The 21,035-nt window shown below is 36.9% G+C and carries 19 protein-coding genes; 12 read left to right on the top strand and 7 right to left on the bottom strand.

Annotated features, from left to right (window positions below; translation table 11 throughout):
* The first annotated feature begins 318 nt into the window (after positions 1 to 318).
* The 8 genes from H6W52_RS04700 to H6W52_RS04665 all read left to right on the top strand — a co-directional run bounded on the left by H6W52_RS04700 (position 319) and on the right by H6W52_RS04665 (position 9,666).
* Complete coding sequence (locus tag H6W52_RS04700; RefSeq protein ID WP_206608136.1) at positions 319 to 1,191, top strand: DUF2589 domain-containing protein; 873 nt, start codon at positions 319 to 321, stop codon at positions 1,189 to 1,191.
* A gap of 16 nt (positions 1,192 to 1,207) precedes the next feature.
* Entirely contained in the window at positions 1,208 to 1,906 is a 699-nt protein-coding gene (locus H6W52_RS04695) for a hypothetical protein (protein WP_076395114.1), read from the top strand.
* Complete coding sequence (locus H6W52_RS04690; protein ID WP_116095954.1) at positions 1,906 to 2,484, top strand: hypothetical protein; 579 nt, start codon at positions 1,906 to 1,908, stop codon at positions 2,482 to 2,484. Before H6W52_RS04695 ends, H6W52_RS04690 begins: the two co-directional genes overlap by 1 nt.
* 163 nt (positions 2,485 to 2,647) lie before the next feature.
* The gene (locus H6W52_RS04685) at positions 2,648 to 3,904 is read left to right on the top strand and encodes a S8 family peptidase (protein ID WP_116095956.1); all 1,257 of its coding nucleotides are present in this window, start codon (positions 2,648 to 2,650) and stop codon (positions 3,902 to 3,904) included.
* A 2-nt stretch (positions 3,905 to 3,906) separates the two neighbouring features.
* Entirely contained in the window at positions 3,907 to 4,101 is a 195-nt protein-coding gene (locus H6W52_RS04680) for a hypothetical protein (RefSeq protein WP_123891927.1), read from the top strand.
* 79 nt (positions 4,102 to 4,180) lie between these two features.
* Positions 4,181 to 6,379 (top strand): M1 family metallopeptidase, encoded by a 2,199-nt coding sequence (locus H6W52_RS04675; RefSeq protein ID WP_116095960.1) that lies wholly within the window; start codon positions 4,181 to 4,183, stop codon positions 6,377 to 6,379.
* A 453-nt stretch (positions 6,380 to 6,832) separates the two neighbouring features.
* The gene (locus tag H6W52_RS04670; protein WP_116096011.1) at positions 6,833 to 7,660 is read left to right on the top strand and encodes an endonuclease/exonuclease/phosphatase family protein; all 828 of its coding nucleotides are present in this window, start codon (positions 6,833 to 6,835) and stop codon (positions 7,658 to 7,660) included.
* Between the two features lie 143 nt (positions 7,661 to 7,803).
* On the top strand, positions 7,804 to 9,666 hold the full coding sequence (locus H6W52_RS04665; RefSeq protein ID WP_116095961.1) for a M1 family metallopeptidase: 1,863 nt from the start codon (positions 7,804 to 7,806) through the stop codon (positions 9,664 to 9,666).
* A gap of 62 nt (positions 9,667 to 9,728) precedes the next feature.
* Here the strand turns inward: H6W52_RS04665 and H6W52_RS04660 are convergent, their stop codons facing one another.
* From H6W52_RS04660 to H6W52_RS04640, 6 genes are all read right to left on the bottom strand, one after another.
* Entirely contained in the window at positions 9,729 to 10,721 is a 993-nt protein-coding gene (locus H6W52_RS04660) for a zinc metalloprotease (RefSeq protein ID WP_116095962.1), read from the bottom strand.
* Positions 10,722 to 10,913: 192 nt separating this feature from the next.
* Positions 10,914 to 11,135, bottom strand: a complete 222-nt coding sequence (locus H6W52_RS21180; protein ID WP_228457525.1) for a response regulator transcription factor — start codon at positions 11,133 to 11,135, stop codon at positions 10,914 to 10,916.
* Positions 11,132 to 11,551 (bottom strand): response regulator transcription factor, encoded by a 420-nt coding sequence (locus H6W52_RS04655; protein ID WP_228457526.1) that lies wholly within the window; start codon positions 11,549 to 11,551, stop codon positions 11,132 to 11,134. Before H6W52_RS04655 ends, H6W52_RS21180 begins: the two co-directional genes overlap by 4 nt.
* On the bottom strand, positions 11,548 to 12,333 hold the full coding sequence (locus H6W52_RS04650; protein ID WP_116095963.1) for a sensor histidine kinase: 786 nt from the start codon (positions 12,331 to 12,333) through the stop codon (positions 11,548 to 11,550). The genes H6W52_RS04655 and H6W52_RS04650 overlap by 4 nt, the downstream gene beginning before the upstream one ends.
* A complete protein-coding gene (locus H6W52_RS04645) occupies positions 12,312 to 12,959 on the bottom strand; it encodes a hypothetical protein (RefSeq protein ID WP_087707834.1) in 648 nt (215 codons plus the stop codon). Before H6W52_RS04645 ends, H6W52_RS04650 begins: the two co-directional genes overlap by 22 nt.
* A 29-nt stretch (positions 12,960 to 12,988) precedes the next feature.
* On the bottom strand, positions 12,989 to 13,543 hold the full coding sequence (locus tag H6W52_RS04640; RefSeq protein WP_116095964.1) for a hypothetical protein: 555 nt from the start codon (positions 13,541 to 13,543) through the stop codon (positions 12,989 to 12,991).
* A gap of 192 nt (positions 13,544 to 13,735) precedes the next feature.
* On the opposite strand from H6W52_RS04640, the gene H6W52_RS04635 reads away from it, so the two are divergent.
* Positions 13,736 to 14,437: an FKBP-type peptidyl-prolyl cis-trans isomerase gene (locus tag H6W52_RS04635; RefSeq protein ID WP_116095965.1), complete on the top strand. Its 702-nt coding sequence runs from the start codon at positions 13,736 to 13,738 to the stop codon at positions 14,435 to 14,437.
* Positions 14,438 to 14,557: 120 nt separating this feature from the next.
* Here the strand turns inward: H6W52_RS04635 and clpB are convergent, their stop codons facing one another.
* A complete protein-coding gene (gene clpB / locus H6W52_RS04630; RefSeq protein WP_116095966.1) occupies positions 14,558 to 17,152 on the bottom strand; it encodes an ATP-dependent chaperone ClpB in 2,595 nt (864 codons plus the stop codon).
* A gap of 483 nt (positions 17,153 to 17,635) precedes the next feature.
* Between clpB and H6W52_RS04625 the strand changes: the two genes are divergently transcribed.
* The 3 genes from H6W52_RS04625 (at position 17,636) to H6W52_RS04615 (ending at position 20,985) form a co-directional block, all read left to right on the top strand.
* Positions 17,636 to 18,211: a TetR/AcrR family transcriptional regulator gene (locus H6W52_RS04625; protein WP_116095967.1), complete on the top strand. Its 576-nt coding sequence runs from the start codon at positions 17,636 to 17,638 to the stop codon at positions 18,209 to 18,211.
* 371 nt (positions 18,212 to 18,582) lie between these two features.
* Complete coding sequence (locus H6W52_RS04620; RefSeq protein ID WP_116095968.1) at positions 18,583 to 19,899, top strand: phenylacetate--CoA ligase family protein; 1,317 nt, start codon at positions 18,583 to 18,585, stop codon at positions 19,897 to 19,899.
* Entirely contained in the window at positions 19,900 to 20,985 is a 1,086-nt protein-coding gene (locus tag H6W52_RS04615; protein WP_116095969.1) for a 2Fe-2S iron-sulfur cluster-binding protein, read from the top strand.
* Positions 20,986 to 21,035: the final 50 nt, after the last annotated feature.

The following is a 21,035-nucleotide window of genomic DNA, read 5'->3' as shown; positions in this document are numbered from 1 at the left end:
TAAAGATTTCATAAGGAACACAATAGTTGTGAGCTTTGTGGATAACCTTAGTGTACGTTGTGGTAAAAAAATAATAATGATTACAGTGAGCAACATTTAATTATAACATATTGCGGATAATCAGAAAAATTTAAATTGTTTTCTAATTTAAAAAGAAAAAAATCCTTTAAATAAAGCAAAAAGTAGATTCTCAATGGGGAATCTACTTTTTTTATTTGGGTGATTTTACGGTTGAAATTTAGGTGAATTACTGAGATATCTCATCACGCACGACTATAAATTTGCAGTATCAATTTTTAATAACCTAAACAACCAAACATGGAAACATTAAAGTCGGTGTTGGAAGCGAACCACACCAAGAAAACAAAAAGTGAATTAATTGATTTGTTAACAGGACTGGAAAAATCTTTAAGTCCCGCAGTTTACGAAAAAGTTTCAGGTATTGAAACTTCCGAGCTTTCTTCCCTTTCCAACAAAGAATTGGTAAGCATTATTGAAGACTTCAAGAAAAATTACGATGAGAAGTGGGAAAAATCTTTCGCAGCCGTTTCTTCAGAAATCATGAGAATGATGGCAGGAAGAATGGCGGCAGATGATCAGGTTTTCAAAACTTCAGGAGCCGAAAGTGCAGATTTTGCAGCAGAATTGGGAAGCATCGATTTTGCAACCATCATCGGAGGTCCTTTGGATGCGTGTGTAAAAGCACAGTCGAATGCATCAATCAGCACAGTAAATTTCATCAAAGAAGTAGGATTCGAACAGGATGGAAGTGACAGCAAGCTTCGTATGGCGGAATTCAAGTACAAAAAAATGGGACCAAACCCAGATTTTGATCCGGCAGAACCCGAAAGTTCCACCAATCCTAAAGAAACAATGAACGATGTTGAAATTTCAGTTCCTTTCATTGCATTACTAAATGTTCCGAGCTTCAGAATTGAAACCTGCGAAGTGGATTTCAATGTAAAATTAAATTCTACTTACACCAAAGATGTAAGCGATGAATTCGGGATCACTGCGGGAGCTTCAGGAGGTTTCGGACCGGTGAAGTTTAAAGTGGATGTTTCTTACAAAAGAACTTCTGCAACAGGAATTAAAGTGGAAAAAGAATATTCTCTGGGCGTAAAAGTAAGAGCAACCAACGACGAAATGCCTGCAGGATTGGAAAAAGTTTTAGGATTACTTGCACAATAAAAACCCTTTACGAGAAATGATTAAATTATCAGATTACCTGGATTATCTCAACAACGAGATAATTCAGGCTCGTAAAAAAGCAGACGAAAATGCGGTAATGATCGCAAAAGAATATGCTAAACACGAGTATTTAAAGTTTTTTAAAGTTCCAAGATATTCGCTTCCGAGTGTAAAAATGGATATTCCCATCAAAATCACGGATATTGATGCAGATTCGAAGTACAATTTCAAGTACAGCGAAGATCAGCTTGTGGAAGATGTTAACAAAAAAATCCGCCTTGTCAATAAAGAGAAAAACCTCAACATGACGGAGATCAGCAAAAAACAGCTTCAGACCAAAGAATTTACCAGTCTTTTTAAAGCACTTGAAACCGGAGACCAGAAATTTGGTAAAAAACCTTCTGTGGAATTGCTTAAAGTTGATCTCAGACAGAATGTTAAAAGTTTAAATTCCGGAATTTTTCGCGTGCAGGAGGGAAACGGCGAAGAGGAAGTGAATGAGCTGAAAGAAATTTTTAGCAATGCTTTGCTGAACAGATTCAGCCTTGTGAATTCTAAAATCAATAACATCTACATCGATCCCAATACCAACTCTGCGGAAGATAAAGACAAGCTTTTCGTCAATCTTCATGTGGAAATGGAAGACGAAGGAATCAGAATCGTCTCTTTTAAAGACAAAGACGGTAAAGAAGTCGAACAGATAATTTTTGAGTAATGCAGGAACTCGTTCATCACACGATACAGAAAATTCAGGGATTGCTTGAGCATTTTAATAAAGTTCAGGAGCTTTATCTGTCGAAGTCTTTCGATTTTGATGCGCAGTTTGAGGAATTTCTCTACGAATTTTTAGATTACCTGAAAACCAAAGGAAATACCACGTACGAATCCGAAGTTTTAAAAGTTATGAACATGATTTCCACTGTAAAAAGAGGGTTTAATCCTGTTCAGATGGAAAAAATAGCTTCGGGAAAACGTGAGCTGACTTGGGGATTTTCGTTCAGCGCAATGGAAAGTGTACACAAGTTTTTAATGGAAATGTATACCAAAGAGCATAAAAAACTGGATGAAGCAGAAGAAATTTTATCAGGATTAATTGTTTCTCTCTATCAAAACGGAATACTGAACGACGAAATCGTGAAAAGTCTCGCCAATGTACCTAAAATTGAAGACTTCTGGAATTCTTTAATCAAACAAAACACTCAGATTGCCGGAATTAATAAAAAACTCAGATTACAGATGATCTCGGAAGACATTTACCTGCTTCTTGAAAAAGTTCTTTTAAAATTAAACTAATCTGTAATAATTTAAAATCTCTGTGTTTCTTAATTTAAGTGAAATCGAAGATCCGACGTAGCCAAACACCTTTGTGAGCCTTAAAAGCAATTAGTTGTAAAAAAAACTTAGTGCCCTTTGTATTAAAATTAAAAGGCGAATAATAGATTTAAAAACAAAACCCATGGAAAAAGAAAGATACATTGTTGTTCTCGAAGATCAGCATAAAAATTCCCTCAAAAAAGTGGAAAACGAACTGGATGTAAACATTACTTCATCAGAATTTCTTTCTGCGGAAAACCGTTCCTACGATGTTATTGATGAAGATAACGGAGTTCTCTACAAAAATCTGGGTGTTCTTGTGGTTGAAAATATGGATGAAGCACAGCTGAAAAGCGCTGTGAAAAACGATTCTAACCCGATCGTTTATTTTGAAAAAGAAAGAGATTTTTTTTCGGCGGATGAACTCTCCATCATCAGTGAACTGAAAAAGCAGTCCGCAGAGATTGCAGACAAAATCACCGAGCTGGAAAAATACATTATAAATAAACCGTTACCGCAGAAACCTTTAGTGGAAATGGAATGGGGACTCAAAGCTTTGGGTCTCGGAAATTCTTTATACACAGGAAAAGGTGTTGATATCTGTATTCTGGATACAGGACTAGAACTTTCTCATCCCGATTTTTTCGGGAGAAATATAGAAGGGAAATCCTTTATTGCCGGAGAAGATTGGAACCGCGATCCCAACGGTCACGGAACCCACTGTGCAGGAGTTGCAACAGGAAATATAAGACTGGACAACGGAAAACGGTACGGAATCGCAAAAGATGCCAATTTAAAAATTGCAAAAGTGCTTTCCGATGCAGGAAAAGGAACCACAAGCAGCGTTATTGATGCGATAGACTGGGCAATTACAAAGAAATTCAGAATTCTGTCCCTTTCACTCGCTTCTCCCGTTCTGCTGAATGAAGCACCTTCTCCGCTTTTTGAAACCATAGGAGCAAGAGCTTTGGAAAACAACTGCATCATTATTGCAGCGGCAGGAAACGACAGCAACAGACCGGCTGTTCCCAAACCTGTTTCAATGCCAGCAAACTCCATGTCGGTAATGGCAGTCGGAGCGATTGACGGACAAATGAAAGTGGCTAAATTTTCCAACGCGGGCTTAAATCCTTCAACCGGAGGAAACGTCAATATCTGCGCTCCCGGAGTCGATATCATCAGTTCTTATCCCAAAAATTCTAAGAATAAAACCGGCAATTATTACGCAATGAGCGGAACAAGCATGGCAACACCGCATGTTTCAGGGCTTATTGCCTTATATATGGAACAGTTTCCCGAAAAATCGGCAAAAGAAATCTGGGAACTTGTTGAAACGAAGGCAAAACCCATCGAAGGTTTGAAATACAGAGACATCGGAAACGGACTTATACAGATATAATGATGAAAACATACTTAGCAGTTCTCAAAAAAGATACAGATATCAGACAGCTTGAAAAAGAACTGAAAAAAAACAATGTAAGATTGTCTGCCCACTACAAAACCATCGGAGTCGTAAAACTCGAAAGCGAAAAGCCGGTTTCCGATAAAGATTTTGAGCAGTATTTCCTTTTTGTGGAAGAAGACAAAGAAATTTAACAAGATAAATGAAGACATCAGACTTTTCTGTCCGGAGAAGTCTTATTTTTGTTTACTTTGTTAAATTAAAAATAGTACTATGAACTTCAAAATTCCAACCCTTGTTTCTGCGCTTGCCGTGATGTTCTTTTCACAGTCTGCTTTGGCTCAGGAAGCCCCGAAATACAGCTACGTAGAAGCTTTTAAACCATTTTTCTATACACAGACAGGTACGCCTACAAGATCCGCAAGCGGACAGCCGGGACACGAGTACTGGCAAAATTCGGCAAGTTACAATCTCGATGTAAGCCTTAATGAAGCCAAAAACGAACTTACAGGAACTGCAGAAATCACTTATACAAACAACAGTCCTGATAAATTAGGGTTTTTATGGCTGCAGCTCGACCAGAATTTATTTGCAAAAGATTCAAGAGGAAATGCAGTCGTACCGACTTCGGGAAGCCGAAACGGAGCGCACGGTGAGGAATTTGACGGCGGTTACAAAATAAAATCGGTAAAACTGGACGGAAAGGATGTGAAATATACGATTACTGATACCAGAATGCAGATCGATCTTCCAGCAGAACTGAAAGCGATGGGAGGCGTCGCAAAAATTAAAATTGAATATTCTTTCCTTTCTCCAAAATACGGTTCTGACAGAATGGGGATTCAGGATACGAAAAACGGAAAGATCTTTACGATGGCGCAATGGTATCCGAGAATGTGTGTGTATGATGATGTCATGGGATGGAATACGCTGCCTTATCTTGGTGCTTCGGAATTTTATCTGGAATACGGAGATATTACGGCAAACATTACCGTTCCTGCCAATCATTATGTGGTGGCTTCAGGAGAATTACTGAATTCAAAAGAAGTGTATTCCAAAGAAGAAATCAGCCGGTGGGATCAGGCAAAAAACAGCGATAAAACAGTGATGATCCGTTCTGAATCTGAATTAGGAAAAAATAATTCCTCAGGAACAAAAACATGGAAATTTAAAATCAATCAGGCAAGAGATTTTGCATGGGCTTCGTCTCCGGCATTTATTCTGGATGCAGCAAAAATTAACCTTCCGAGCGGAAAAAAATCTTTGGCAATTTCCGCTTATCCAGTAGAAAGTGTAGGGAAGGATGCATGGAGCAGATCTACAGAATACACAAAAGCGGCGATTGAGCATTACTCTGCAAAATGGTACGAATACACGTATCCGGCTGCAACCAACGTAGCAGGAAACGAAGGCGGAATGGAATATCCGGGAATTGTTTTCTGTCACATGGATTCCAAAGGCGGCGATCTTTGGGGTGTTACAGATCATGAATTCGGGCACAACTGGTTCCCGATGATTGTGGGTTCCAACGAAAGATTGTTTGCATGGATGGATGAAGGATTCAATACATTCATCAACGAACTTTCTACGGAAGCTTTCAACAAAGGAGAGTATTACGAAAAGAAAAATATTGCGCAGATGAGCGGATATATTATGAGTGACGGTTTTGAACCCATTATGGTAGGTCCCGATAATATGAAAGAAAACAGCATCGGAGCTTTGGCGTATTTCAAACCGGGAATGGGACTGCAAATCTTAAGAGAATCTATTTTAGGACCTGAAAAATTCGACAAGGCATTCAGAACCTATGTTGAAAGATGGGCTTTCAAACATCCTACCCCTTGGGATTTTTTCCACACGATGGAAAATGTGTCGGGTGAAGAGCTGAACTGGTTCTGGAGAGGCTGGTTCATCAACAAATGGAAAATCGATCAGGGCATTAAAAATGTAAAATACGTTAACGGAGACTTTAAAAACGGAGCCCAGATCACGGTTGAAAATATCGGACAGTTACCAATGCCGACCAATGTTCAGGTTAAATTTAAAGACGGAACGCAGCAGATGGTAAAACTGCCGATCGAGGTCTGGAAAAGAAATACGGAATGGACATTCAGAATCAATTCCACAAAAGAAATCGATCAGGTGAAACTGGATCCGAATTCAGAAATTCCGGATGTAGATTCTAAAAATAATACATGGAGTTCCGCTGATGCAAAACCGACGGAAAAAGTAAATCTTAAAGAATTTACGGGAACTTTCGGAAGCAAAGATCTTCCGATGAAAATTGTATTTACAGAGAAAAACAACCAGCTTTTTGCTCAGGCAACAGGACAGCAGGAATTTCCTCTGGAATATACCGGGAACAATACGTTCAGTCTGGAAATGATGCAGATTTCTTTAGTCTTCAGTCAGGATAAAAAATCATTTTCCTTTAAGCAGAGCGGAAGAGAATTTAAATTTAATAAAGAATAATTTTAATCTTTTTAACCATTAAGTTCTAAATTAAGAAGTTAAGCTTTATTAAGGAAAATCATTTTTTTAAATCTTAAAAATTAGAAACTTAGATATTCTTAACTCCTTAACTCCATCTTAATGGTTCAATTTAAATAATATATGATTGTCCGTAATTTGCCATAATTGGAAAATCTTTGAGTTCTTTGCTGAGTGAATAGTGTATGCTGAGCTTGTCGAAGCACCTTTGCGAACTTAAAAACAGTTAGTATATAAAGAATCTTTGCGAGTCTTTGCGTTAAAAAAAACAGTTTGATTAATAACGGATAATCAATAAATAATAAATCAAAACTTCGGAAAATACTCCGGAGTTTTTTCTTTTTAAATTGAATTTAATATTAAAATTCCCAATTCTGAAGGCTGTTTTAAGGAGAAACCTTACTTTTGTTACTTGGTTAATTAAAATAGATGATTATGAATTACAGATTTTCAATCGTATTCCTGATGGTTTTTGCATTGGGATTTTCGCAGAATCTTAAGGTGATGAGTTTTAATATCAGACTGAATGTAGATTCGGATAAAGAAAATTCGTGGACGAACAGGAAACAGGATGTTGCAGATCTCCTTACGTATTATCATCCGGATTATTTCGGCGTTCAGGAAGCGTTGCCGGATCAGATGAAGGATATAAAAAACGGATTGAAAAACTATGATTATGTAGGAGTGGGAAGAGACGACGGAAAAGAAAAAGGTGAATTTTCGGCTATTTTTTATGATACAGAGAGATTGCAGGTTTTAAAATCGGATACGTTCTGGCTTTCGGAAACTCCTGAAAAACCATCAAAAGGGTGGGATGCCGCGTTGAACAGAATCTGTACGTATGCTGTTTTCAGGGATAAAAAATCTAAAAAAGAATTCATGGCACTGAATCTTCATTTCGACCACATCGGAAATGTAGCAAGAGTGAAATCTTCAGAATTAATTTTAAAGAAAATCAAAGAAATCAATCCTAGAAATCTTCCTGTAACTGTGAGCGGAGATTTTAATTTAACGGAAGATTCAGAACCGATAAAAATTATGTCGCAGAATATGCAGGACAGTTTCTATCATTCAGAAACAAAACATTACGGTCCGAAAGGAACTTTTACAGGTTTCAATGTAAATGAAATTCCGCAGGACAGGATTGATTATATTTTTGTCAAAGGATTTAAGATCAAATCTCACAGACACATCAACGACAGAAGAGAAAATCTGCTGTATCCATCGGATCACTTTCCGGTTTTGGTAGATTTAATGTTTTAAAATGGCTTCAGTCAAATATTTAAGATAATAAATGATTTCTGCTTAATTGTAAGCGATCAAAAAATAATACAAACGGTAATAATTATATTGCCGTTTTTTGTTACTTTTATGTTAAATAAAATACTTATTATAAAAAGATTTTAATGAAAAAGCTTGTTTTGGGTGTATTGTTTTTAGTTTCATGGCAATTTTCCGCGCAGGAATTGTATATGCCAAGAAATATTAAAAAAGCATACGAAAACGGAACCCGTGATCTGTCAGGCGCTCCGGGTAAAAATTACTGGCAGAATAAAGGGATTTATAATGTTGAGGTAAAGGTAGATGCCAATTCTAAGGTGGTTTCGGGAAAGGAAACCATCATCTATACCAACAACAGCCCAAATGATCTGAATGATCTTGCCATAAGATTTGTTAATAATCTCCATAAACCACAGGCTCCGAGATCAGGCGTTGTTTCCAAAGATTTTCTTTCTTCGGGGTTGCATATTAAATCATTTATCGTAAACGGTGAAAAATATAATGTGAACAGTGAAAATTGGGGAACGGTTGAAAAAATAAAGCTGAATTCAGCCTTAAAATCCAAAGCAAAAGCTGAAATCCGCATTGAGTGGGAGTATCCTTTATCTGTACAAAGCGGAAGAGAAGGACAGATAGATACTGAAACATTCTATGTCGCCTATTCTTTCCCGAGAGTTTCTGTTTATGATGATTACAATGGATGGGATATGCTTCCGCACTCCGACAGACAGGAATTTTATAATGATTTTAACGATTACAGTTTTGCCATTACTGCGCCTAAAAATTACGTAGTCTGGGCAACCGGAGATTTCCTGAATCCCGATGCCGTTCTTCAGTCTGAGTATTTAAAAAGATATAAGTCTTCATTAAAAAGCGACAAAGTCATTCACATTGCTACTGAGCAAGAAATGAAGTCCGGAAAAGTAACGAAGCAGAATAAATGGAATACGTGGAAATTTAAAGCCAGTCATATCACCGATTTCTGTTTTGCTTTAAGCAATCATTATGTTTGGGATGCGGCAAGTGTACAGCTTAAAACGAAAAGAGCAAGTGTTCAGGCAGGTTACAAAGCAGATGCAAAAGATTTTGAGCATTATGTGGAATGGATGCAGTATAATCTCGACTGGTTTTCTAAAAACTGGCCCGGAGTGGAATATCCTTACAATGCAATGACTGCAATTCAGGGATATGCAGACATGGAATATCCGATGATGATTAACGATACCAGTATTCCGGATGATTTTCAGGATGCAAGATTAACGGCAGATCATGAAATTGCACATACTTATTTCCCTTTTTACATGGGCATCAACGAAACCCGTTATGCTTTTATGGATGAAGGATGGGCAACGACTTTGGAATATTTAATCGGAATTGATGAAAACGGAGAAGCAAAAGCCAAAGAATTTTATAAAAATTTCAGGGTAAAAAGATGGATCAATGATCCTTCTGCGGAGCAGGATCAGCCAATTATTACGATGAGTACTCAGGTAAGCGGAGCAGGCTACGGAAACAATTCTTATGTAAAAGCATCCCTTTCTTATCTGGCTTTAAAAGATTATCTGGGAGATGATCTGTTTAAAAAAGCACTGCATCATTATATGAACAACTGGAACGGAAAACATCCGATTCCGTGGGATTATTTTAATTCTATGAATACAGGTTCCGGAAAAAATCTGAACTGGTTCTTTAATAACTGGTTTTACACGAATAATTATATCGACCTGAAAGTGTCTTCAGCATCTCAGATGAATGATCTTCTGACCGTAAATGTGGATAATGTAGGTGGTTTTGCGATTCCTTTTGATGCGGAAATCGGCTATGAAGACGGAAGTGTGGAGAAGCTTCATTTTTCGCCATCGGTCTGGGAAAAAGATCAGAAAAAAACAATGCTTACGGTTCCGATTACCAAAAAAGTAAAATCGGTAAATCTTGATGGTGGTATCTTTATGGATTATACACCGAAAGACAATACTAAAACATTATAAATAGATTCCGGCTGTTTCTCTGAAACAGCCGGAATCATTTGTATTAAAATTAACAATAAAGATTAGTATAGTCTTAGTCCTGATCTTGCTCCGTTAGAAGCTACAACAGACTGCATTCTGGTTTTTTGTCCTGCGGAGAACATAAACATGGCAGCATCATCCACATAATCCATATAATTCATGAACATTACAGATCTCTGTACGCCGCTGCAGGTATTGTAAAGAGGATAGCTCGGTTTTCCTACATTGGATGTTGTTTGCGTAGGTGTATCGCTTACAAGGTCATTTCCGCAGTTCGCATCTCCCCAGATGTGTCTTAAGTTCAAGTAGTGTCCTACTTCGTGTGTAGCTGTTCTTCCCAGATTGAAAGGAGAAGAAGCACCGGTCTTACCAAAATAAGGAGACGCAATTACCACACCGTCGTTCCATAATCCTGAAGATTCCGGAAAAGTTGCATAGCCAAGAATCTGTCCCATATTTCCTACCGTCCAGATGTTTAGATAATTAGAAGGGCTTGTTGCATCAATTCCTCCGGTAGATGCTTTCTTCATCGCATCATTGGTACTCCAGCTTGTTTTGGTAGTAGATTTTCTTACGACATTCGCCAGTCTGAATCTTACTTTCACATCACCTGCTTTTACCCCCTGAAATTCGGAAGGAATTTTTGAGACATCGGTATTCGTTCCTGCGTAATCTGCATTAAGAACTGCAATTTGTTCTGCGATACGAGCGTCAGAAACATTTTCAGCAGTTGTTCTGTATAAGACATTTACCACTACCGGAATTTCAACAGTACCATCGGATAATACTTTCCCCAGCTTCATGTCATTTTCAAATCTTTCGGTTTTAGCTTCAATTTCAGAATATTTCTGTCTCAGCTCCGAACTGTTTTTCAATGCCACTTTTCGGATTTCTTCAGAAGCACATCCTCTTTGCAGTGCGGTTCCGGAAATTGCAGGCGTGTTTTCAGATTCTTCGGTCTGGTTAGAAACGTTGTCGCTGTTACAAGCAGAAAGGAAACTCAGCATAAGAGCTCCGAACATTAGTTTTTTCATAAAAATACAATATTTTGTTTCGGAGATGAAATTATACTATTTGAAGTAATTATGCAAGTATTTCACCGTATAGTTGAATTATTTTATTATTCAATAAATAGTAATTTTCAATATATGTTGCTGTATTTTTATTCAAACGTTGTTTTTATTGATTATTTAAAACCGTTATTGAGTAATGCTTGAATGTTGATTTTAACCTGCAAAACCGTTTTTAATGGCAAAAACGGCAAGACCAACCCGCGTTTTAAGATCTAATTTATCACAAAGCTGATCTCTGTAGCTTTCTACCGTTCTCGGGCTGCAGCACATTTTATCCGCAATTTCTTTATAGCTGAGTTCTGTAACGGTGTATTTTAAAAACTCTTTCTCGCGGTCGGAAATTTTTACATTATTGGCAGCATCTTCATTGTTCATGTTGGAAAAAATGATTTTCGAAGCCCATTCCGGATAAAAAAACCGTCATTGTTAAGTTTCGTCAATGCATTCTCCAGTTCTTTCGGGTGTGTATTTTTCAGTAAGTACCCTTTGGCGCCGTTCCGGATCATTTTAATAACGCTTTTATCGTCGCCTTGCATGCTTAAAGCCATCACTTTAATGTTCGGATGATTTTCTTTAAGCCAAAGCACGGTTTCGAAACCGTCCATAATCGGCATACTGATGTCCAGAAGAATGATATCCGGAATTTTGCTGTTATTTTCGAATTTCTGGATCAGATCTTTTCCGTTTTCGGCAACGTAGATTACTTCAAACTCCGGAAAATTATCAATAATTCCTTCCAAAGCTTTTGCGATAAGTACATGATCGTCTACAATCACTATCGTTTTTTTCATGGCTGTCTTTTTAAAATAATGTTGAGCGTAGTTCCCAAATTTTTCTGACTTTCAAGGCAAAAATCTGCCCCGATAATTTCGGCTCTGTTTTTCATATTGGTGAGCCCTATTCCGTTGGATTTGATGCTGGATTTATCGAAACCCACCCCGTCATCTTTAATATTCAGTTCCCAAAGCGACTCCTGAGAAGTATTCAGATTAATCAGAATATTTTTACAGCCCGAATGTTTGATGCTGTTCTGAATAAATTCCTGAGTAATTCTCAATAATACGTTTTTATGCACAAAGCTGAGATCCAGTTGATTAAAGTTATGCTGAAAATCGACATGGCATTTTTTAAACGCATTGGTATTGTCTACTTCTTCCTGAATTAAAGTTACGATTTCCTTTTGATTAATATTATCGTCCGTTAATGTTTTTGAAAGGCTCCTGAGATCATGAAGCGACTGATTGATGATCTGTGAAACCTGCTCAATTCTTTCGCTTACCTCCGGAACTTTATTCTCATACAAAAGCTGCTGTGTGTAAAGGCTCACTAACGTTAATTTCTGCCCGATATTATCATGAAGTTCGCGCCCGATCTGCTGCATCGTTGCCTGCTGAATTTCAAGCTGTGTCGCTAACAATTCTTTCTGGTGAATTTCGTTTTTTATTTCAATCTCATTCAGATATTCTTTCTTGCGCTGTTTGTATTTGCGGATATAAACCATCACTGCAGCCACAAACAATACAAAAAAGATATTGAATAGAATTAACGTTACTAAGAGTTCTGTCTTCCCCATATGAATGAAATTGAGAATAAAAGATACATGACGATTCCTGAAAGTAAAAAGTAGGAAAAATAAATATTATAGATTTCTTTATAATTTCTGATAAATGGAAAAAAAGTCCAGAATGGAAGTGTTCCTATATAGAATAATGTAACCCCCAAATTGATGTAAAACATAGGGTTTTTGTTAAAATTCAGAATATTGGACGAATTAATTTGTTTATAATATTCCATAATCACAAGGATCATTAAAATTAAACAACCTAAAGTGTAATTAATTGAAAACATTACATTATCTGTATCTAAAATAAATTCACTTGGAATAAATGATAAAAGATAAATAGCAGATAATGCTAAAAATGTTTTCTGTTTTTCAAAAGATTTTGCAGCATACAGCCAAAAGAAAAATATAAACTGTACAGGAATAACAAAATAATTATAAAAGGCTTGTTTATTATAGTCTATAAAATTTTCTCCCCACTTTCCAATACATTCACAAAAGAATATAAATATTAAATAAAATACAAAGTATTTCCAATACTGATTTTTAATTTGCTTATAATAACAAACAGAGATTAAGGCAGCTATGCCTTCACTCCAGAATAAAGATTCATATATAAATTTTTGGAAATCGGTCATTGTATTTAATTAATATTTCTTTTTTTAGATTAAAATGATTCTGTAACCGTGTTGTTGGGAGGAATAAGATGACCATGATTCTGACAGACCACCTCTCCCTGCAGACCGGAATTTCTTGCCGAAGCCATCGCTAAAAACTCTCCGCTTCCGCTTGTGCTTAAAGGATTGAAATCATAGCAAAGCCTATCTCCGTTTTCATCTTCCTGTTTCATGGTAGGAACCAAAACTAAAGTATGTCTCTGCGCATATTCTGTTCCGATCGGAGTTCCCGACATAATATTCCAGTCCTGCTCTTTAGGATAAGCCGCATAATAAAATCGTATTCCCAAATCCTGATCTGTAACGCGGGAATCGTTTTTCATCGCCTCATTTTCAATGTCTGAAATAAATTTTTTCAGCGTAGCCAGATCAAAATGAATGGAATGCGCATCGTCGAACCCTAAATTTTGGTTTACACACGCCAACTGATTTTTTCTGTAGTTCTCCACAAGAGTTCTTATTAAATCACAATGAAGCGTGTTGGGATTAGAAATTGATTCGGCTGATTCAAATTCTAAGTTGTCTAAATTTGGTCTTGTTTCCATAAAGCTAGTTTTAAAAGGTGAAAGGTTAGTTGGTATTGCAAATCTCGTAAAATTTTAAAGTAATACGACACGGTTTTTTCCTGATTATTTATGGGGTTTTTACGGATTGCAATTTTTAATTAAAATTATAAAGATTTTGGATAGATTTGCAGCGATTATTAAATTCATTAATCGTAAACAATAAATTATCAAATGAAAAGACAGACTATCGCATTACTTTGCATAGCAATATTTAGTGTTTCATGCGCTAAGAAAGATGAAAATGCAGCGGATGGCAAATACACGGATGATCAGAAAGCTTCTTATTACATAGGTCTGAGCATTGCCCAAAACATGAAACAGGAAGGCTTCAAAGTAGATGCCGATCTTTTGGCTCAGGCTATTAAAGAAGAAATGAATGGAGGGAAAAAGCTGATGCCGGCTGAAGAAATGGAAGCTTTTATGCAGGAGTTTATGCAGAAGCAACATGAAAAAAAGCAAGCTGCAGCGGGGGTACAGGCAGATGAAAATAAGAAAAAAGGTCTGGATTTTCTTGCCAAAAATAAAAGCAATCCTAAAGTGAAGACCACAGCTTCCGGTTTACAGTATGAAGTCCTGCAGGAAGGTGACGGTAAAACAAAACCAAAAGCGTCTGATATTGTACAGGTAAAATATACCGGAAAGCTTCTGGATGGAACTGTTTTCGACTCTACCGACAAAAACGGAGGCGCACCAATGGATATTAATCTGGGCGGTGTAATCAAAGGATGGACAGAAGGTATTCAGTTGATGAGCAAAGGATCTAAATACAGATTTTATATTCCTTCAGAACTGGCTTACGGAGATAATGGAGCCGGACCAATTCCTGCAGGCGCTACTATTACTTTTGATGTAGAATTAGTGAATATAAAATAGAAATATTTTTGATTATAAGATTTATAAAGTATTTTACGGCTGATGTATTACAAATAAAATTTCCGCAGATTTTTTGGTCTGCGGAAATTCTTCAAAAATAATATATATGAAAAAAACTACTTATAAATCGGTCGGTCTGAAAACCAAACCTGTCTCTTCGAAATAATCCAGTGTTATTCTGTCGCCATCGTTCACTTTTCCGGCAAGGATTTCTTTCGATAACCGGTTAAGAACTTCCTGCTGAATCACTCTTTTCAGAGGTCTTGCTCCGAACGCAGGATCATACCCTTTATTCATCAGATAATCTACAGCATCCTGAGTTGCCGTCATAATGATATTTCGTTTCGAAAGCATTTCATTAAATCCTCTCAGTTGGTAGGTAACGATTTTTCCGATTTCCTTTTTTCTTAAAGGCTGGAATAATACAACCTCATCAATTCTGTTTAAGAATTCCGGACGTAACGTCTGTTTCAATAAATCAAAGACCTCATCTTTTGTTTTGTCAACAATCTCATCCTGATTTTCATCAGTAATATGTTCAAAATTTTCCTGAATAAGGTGCGAACCTAAATTCGAAGTCATAATGATAATCGAATTTTTAAAATTCACCACCCTTCCTTTGTTATCTGTTAACCTTCCGTCGTCTAAAACCTGTAACAAAGTATTGAAAACATCAGGATGCGCTTTTTCAATTTCATCCAAAAGAACCACAGAATACGGTCTTCTTCTCACGGCTTCCGTTAATTGTCCGCCTTCATCATAGCCTACATATCCCGGAGGAGCACCCACTAATCTCGAAACACTGTGACGCTCCTGATATTCACTCATATCAATTCTCGTCATATTGTTTTCATCATCAAATAAAAACTCCGCTAAAGCTTTTGCCAGCTCAGTTTTTCCGACTCCGGTGGTTCCCAAGAATAAGAATGACCCGATTGGTTTTTTATCATCGCTCAATCCCGCTCTGTTTCTTCGGATCGCATCTGCAACAGCGGTAATTGCCTCGTCCTGTCCAACTACTCTGTGATGAAGTTCGGTTTCAAGATTCAATAACTTTTCTCTTTCAGACTGAAGCAGTTTCGTAACAGGAATTCCGGTCCATTTGGCAATCACTTCAGAGATGTTGTCAGAAGTTACTTCTTCTTTAATTAACTCATTCTGATGATTTTGCATTTCGATTTCAAGCTTTTTCAGCTCTTCTTCTTTTTCACGCAGTTTTCCGTATTGGATTTCCGCTACTTTTGCGTAATCTCCTGCTCTTGAAGCTCTTTCTGCCTCCAGTTTCAGAGATTCTATATCTTTTTTAATCTGCGTTAAATCTTCAGATTTTTGCTTTTCTTTCAGCCATTTGGCGTTAATTTCATTTCTCTGTTCAGAAATCTTCGCAATATCTTCTTTTAAATGATCGATTTTCGTCTGGTTACCTTCTCTTGAAATGGCAGCCAGTTCAATTTCCATCTGCATTAATTTTCTGTCTAAAACGTCCAGCTCTTCCGGTTTCGAATTGATTTCCATTCTCAATTTAGCCGATGCTTCATCAATCAGGTCAATCGCCTTATCCGGTAAAAATCGATCCGAAATATATCTCTGCGACATTTCCACTGCTGCAATAATCGCCTCATCTTTGATTCTTACTTTGTGGTGCGCTTCATATTTATCTTTAATTCCACGAAGAATAGAAATTGCCGATTCTGTATCCGGTTCTTCTACCATTACTTTCTGAAAACGTCTCTCAAGAGCTTTATCTTTTTCAAAATACTTCTGATATTCATTTAAAGTCGTTGCTCCAATCGCTCTTAATTCTCCTCTCGCTAAAGCTGGTTTCAAGATATTCGCGGCATCCATCGCGCCTTCACCGCCTCCGGCTCCTACCAAAGTGTGGATTTCGTCGATGAAAAGAATAATCTGTCCTTCCGATTTAATAACTTCATTCACCACGGATTTCAGACGCTCTTCAAACTCACCTTTGTATTTTGCACCGGCAATCAAAGCGCCCATATCCAGTGAATATAAGGTTTTATCCATTAGATTTTCAGGAACGTCACCACTGATAATTCTGTGGGCAATTCCTTCCGCAATGGCGGTTTTACCAACGCCGGGTTCACCAATCAGGATCGGGTTGTTTTTCGTTCTTCTGGAAAGAATCTGCAACACTCTTCGGATTTCTTCATCACGGCCGATTACAGGATCTAATTTTCCTTCTGCTGCTAACTCATTGAAGTTTTTAGCATATTTATTTAAAGACTGGTACGTTTCTTCCGAACTTGCAGAAGTGGCTTTCGAGCCTTTTCTTAATTCTTTAATTCCGCCTTCCAGAAGACTCTTGGTAACGCCCATATCTTTCAGCATTTTCGAAACTTCAGAATTGGTTTCCAATAATGAAAGCCATAAGTGTTCAATGGTTACATATTCGTCGCCCATTTTTTTAGCAATGTTAGGCGCATCAAGCAAAACTTTATTTGCTGATTGTGATAGGTAAATATTGCCTCCCTGTACTTTAGGGAGCTTCTCTAAATTTTCGCGGTTTCGCTCTCTTACTAAAGCCGCATCTGCTTCAGATTTTTTTAATAAGAAAGGCGATATATTTTCATCTACCTGAAAAATTCCTTCCAGTAAATGTTGAGGTTCGATCTGTTGGTTGCCAAATTCAATTGCCACCTGTTGTGCAGCCTGAATCGCTTCCTGAGATTTTACGGTATATTGATTTAAGTTCATATTTTGTATATTTTTGATTCTTTAATTTTTAGTTTCCAATTTTAGATTTTAGACATCAGATTTCAGACCATAAGAGTCAAATAAATGTTAATTTTTTAATCAGATTTTCTAATTTCTGATGCCCTTAATCTTTATTTAATCATTTAATTCGGGTACATTATCGCAAAAAGTATTCTATTGTTGAATTTTTAAAAATATTAGACAAAATTTCCGAAATCTTTATTTTAAATCTGTTTTGAAAAGACAAAATTTCCGATTCGAAGAATTTAAGTGAAAATTATCGGAAGAACCGTCAGATTTGAGAAATTTTATTTCTAAGAGTATACTCTGTCATTCTGAATGAAACGGAGTGAAATGAAGAATCTCTTTTTACTTAATGTTTAATAGGTTCTTCCTTCGTCAGAATGACAATCAAAACGTAAAAAATCATAAGATGAAAAATCAAATATTAAAATCAAAATAATTACTTTTGCGTTTTTACAAATGGAGCTTAAAGAAAAACAGAAGAAAATTTTAGATGTAGCCGTGGAACTTTTCAAGGAGAAAGGCTACATGGGAAGCTCTGTTCGTGATTTGGCAACCAGACTGAATATCAAAGCGGCTTCTTTATATGCACACATCCGCTCAAAGGAAGAAATTCTGGAATGGATCTGCTTTGGCATCGCGCAGGAATTTTTTGATGAACTTCAGGAAGTAAAAAACACCAATATTCCACCAAAGGAAAAGCTCAATCTTTTTATTGAAAAACATTTGTCGGTTGTTCTGAAAAACCGTGATGTCACGCACATCTATTCCAACGAATGGAAACATCTGGAAGAGAGATTACCCGAATTCATCGAACTAAGAAAAAATTATCAGCGGGAAGTTGAACAGTTGATTTCTGAAATTTATACCGCTGAAAACTGGGAATTGAGATCACCCGCTTTTACCACGAGATTTATTCTCCATACCTTAAACAACTCCTATTTTTGGTTTAAAAGAAATATAGAATCCGGTTCGGATATCACCGATGAAATAAGGGATAAAATTCTTTTCGGTTTACTGGGAAATCAGAAATAGTAATTTTAAACTTAAAATTCCCAAAACTTTATCATAGTTTTTGTCATTCTGACAAAGGAAGAATCTCACAATTATTTTAAGATTATTTTACTCTATTCAATTCTGATTATGTAGTAAGCTGTCATTTTGACGAAGGAGAAATCTATTAAACATTAAGTAAAAACAGATTTCTTCACTTCACTTCCGAACTGTGTTCATAGACTTTTTATCTATGTTTTAAATGACAAAATCCTCATTAAAATCATCCTTAAACTAAACCTCAATCTTAGCCTTTAATTATTTAGAATCATTAAAAATCTGACGAAAATCATAAAAATTTTGTCACGTTCCAAAATCTTTTTAAATTTACACCTAACAAATGTTAGTTAGTTATGGATTTTGGTGTTGAATATCTTAAGCTCGATCAGTTGAGACAGCTTCAGTCTGAGCGGTTGGCAAATTTGGTAGACTATCTTGGAGAGAAGTCGGAATTTTATAAAAGAAAATTTAAAGAATCAGGAATATCTCCACAGGAAATAAGGTCGATTGAAGATATTACCAAACTTCCGATAACGTACAAACAGGATTTGAGAGACAATTATCCGTTTGGGTTATTTACCGTTCCGAAAAATGAACTGCAGAGAATTCACTGTTCAAGCGGAACAACGGGAAAACCGACGGTAGTGGGATATACAAAAGAAGATGTTGATTTATTCAGCGAAGTCGTGGCGAGATCTTTGAATGCAGCAGGCGCAAAACCGGGAATGCAGTTGCATAATGCATATGGTTACGGAATTTTCACGGGCGGATTGGGATTGCATTACGGAGCGGAAAAACTGGGAATGAGCGTTCTTCCGATTTCGGGAGGAATGACGGCGAGACAGGTCGATCTCATCATGGATTTTCAACCGGAAGTAATCTGCTGTTCGCCATCTTACGCTTTAACCATTGCTGATGAATTTGCTAAAAGAGGAATCACGGCAGAAGAAATCAGTTTAAAATATGCCGTTTTAGGTTCAGAGCCTTGGACGGAATTAATCAGACAGCATATTGAAGAAAGATTAGGCGTTCATGCAACCAATATTTACGGATTAAGTGAAATTATAGGGCCGGGTGTTTCGATGGAAGATTTTGAAGAAAAAGGAGGTTCTTACATTTGGGAAGACCATTTTTACCCCGAAATTCTCGATCCGGTTACAAAAGAGCCAGTTCCGTTTGGTGAAGAAGGCATTTTGGTGATTACCACTTTAACGAAGAAAGCAATGCCGCTTCTGCGTTACTGGACAAATGATATCACAAGTCTTTACTATGACGAAAATGGAAAAAGAACGATGGTAAAAATGCGTCCGATTTTGGGAAGAGCCGATGATATGCTGATTGTAAGAGGGGTAAATGTTTATCCAAGTCAGATTGAAGAAGCATTTTCTCATGTGGAAGGCGTAGTTCCGAATTATTATTTAACTCCTGTTGAGAAGGAGCAAATGTGCGTTGCACTGGATATTGATGTTGAGATTGGTGATGAATTGATCGCCTCGAAAAATTTAAGTCAAAATACCGACGATTATGCTATTTTTGTCGGAAGCTTTGGAAAAAGTATAGAAAACGAAATAAAAAAAAGGGTAGGAATTACTACAAAAGTGAAAATTCATGCTCAGGACAGTCTTCCGAAATGCGAAGGTGGAAAAATTAACAGAATACTTAAAAAATAAATGAATTCATTTTATAAACTTAAAACGGTAAAAGTTCAGAAAGATACCAACGATGCAGTAAATGTAGCGGTTGAAATTCCTGAAGAGCTGAAAGATAAATTCAGATTCAAACAGGGGCAGTATCTTAATTTCCGAATGATGATCAACGGAAATGAAGAAAGACGTTCTTACTCCATCTGTAATGCGCCGAGTGAAAAAAGCAACACGCTGGAAGTTTTAGTGAAATTATTGGAAGGCGGAAAGGTTTCCGGTTATTTCAACGAGCATCTTCACATGGATGAAATTCTTGAGGTAATGCCTCCGATGGGCGGTTTTAACACGTCTTATCATCCGACAAACGTAAAAACATACATTGGTTTGGCGGCAGGAAGCGGAATTTCTCCGGTTTTATCGAATATTAAAGAAAGTCTTTATCAGGAGCCGAATTCCAACGCGTACCTGTTCTACAGCAACAGAAGTATGAATCACGTGATGAAAAAGGCTGAGATCGATAAATTGACAGAGCAGTTCAACGGAAGATTGAAAGTAGTTTATCTCGTAAGCCGTGAAAAGCATGAAGACCCGATTTTTGAAGGAAGAATTTCCCCTGAAAAACTGGAACATTTATTTGAAAGATATGCAGATATTGATGTAAAAGAAGCCACGTATTTCATTTGCGGACCTTCGGAAATGATCAAAGGAATTGCAGATTATTTAAAGAAAGATAAAAAAGTACCGGCAATTCAGGTTTTATTTGAATATTTCACTGCTCCTGACGAAGAAAATACGGAGGAGATGAGCGACGAATTCAAGGCCATTGCCAATATTGAAAGTATGGTTACGGTAATCATTGACGATGATGAATATTCTTTCCACCTGAATTCAAAAAAAGAAAGTATCTTAGATAAAGCATTGAAAGACAATCTTCCTGTACCTTTTGCGTGTAAAGGAGGAGTGTGTTGTACGTGTAAAGCCGAAGTTTTGGAAGGCGAAGTCTTCATGGAAAAAAACTACGCGCTTACCGAAGAAGAAGTAGCCCGAGGTTACGTTCTTACCTGCCAGTGTCACCCGACAACCAACGTGGTGATGCTTAATTATGATGTTTAAATCAATTTGGAAATGAGCCAATGTGCCAATTTGAAAATGCCATGATTGTG

This window comes from Chryseobacterium sp. C2(2020), from assembly GCF_014218915.1.
GTDB lineage: Bacteria > Bacteroidota > Bacteroidia > Flavobacteriales > Weeksellaceae > Chryseobacterium > Chryseobacterium mucoviscidosis.
This window is presented reverse-complemented; position numbering and strand designations above follow the sequence as displayed.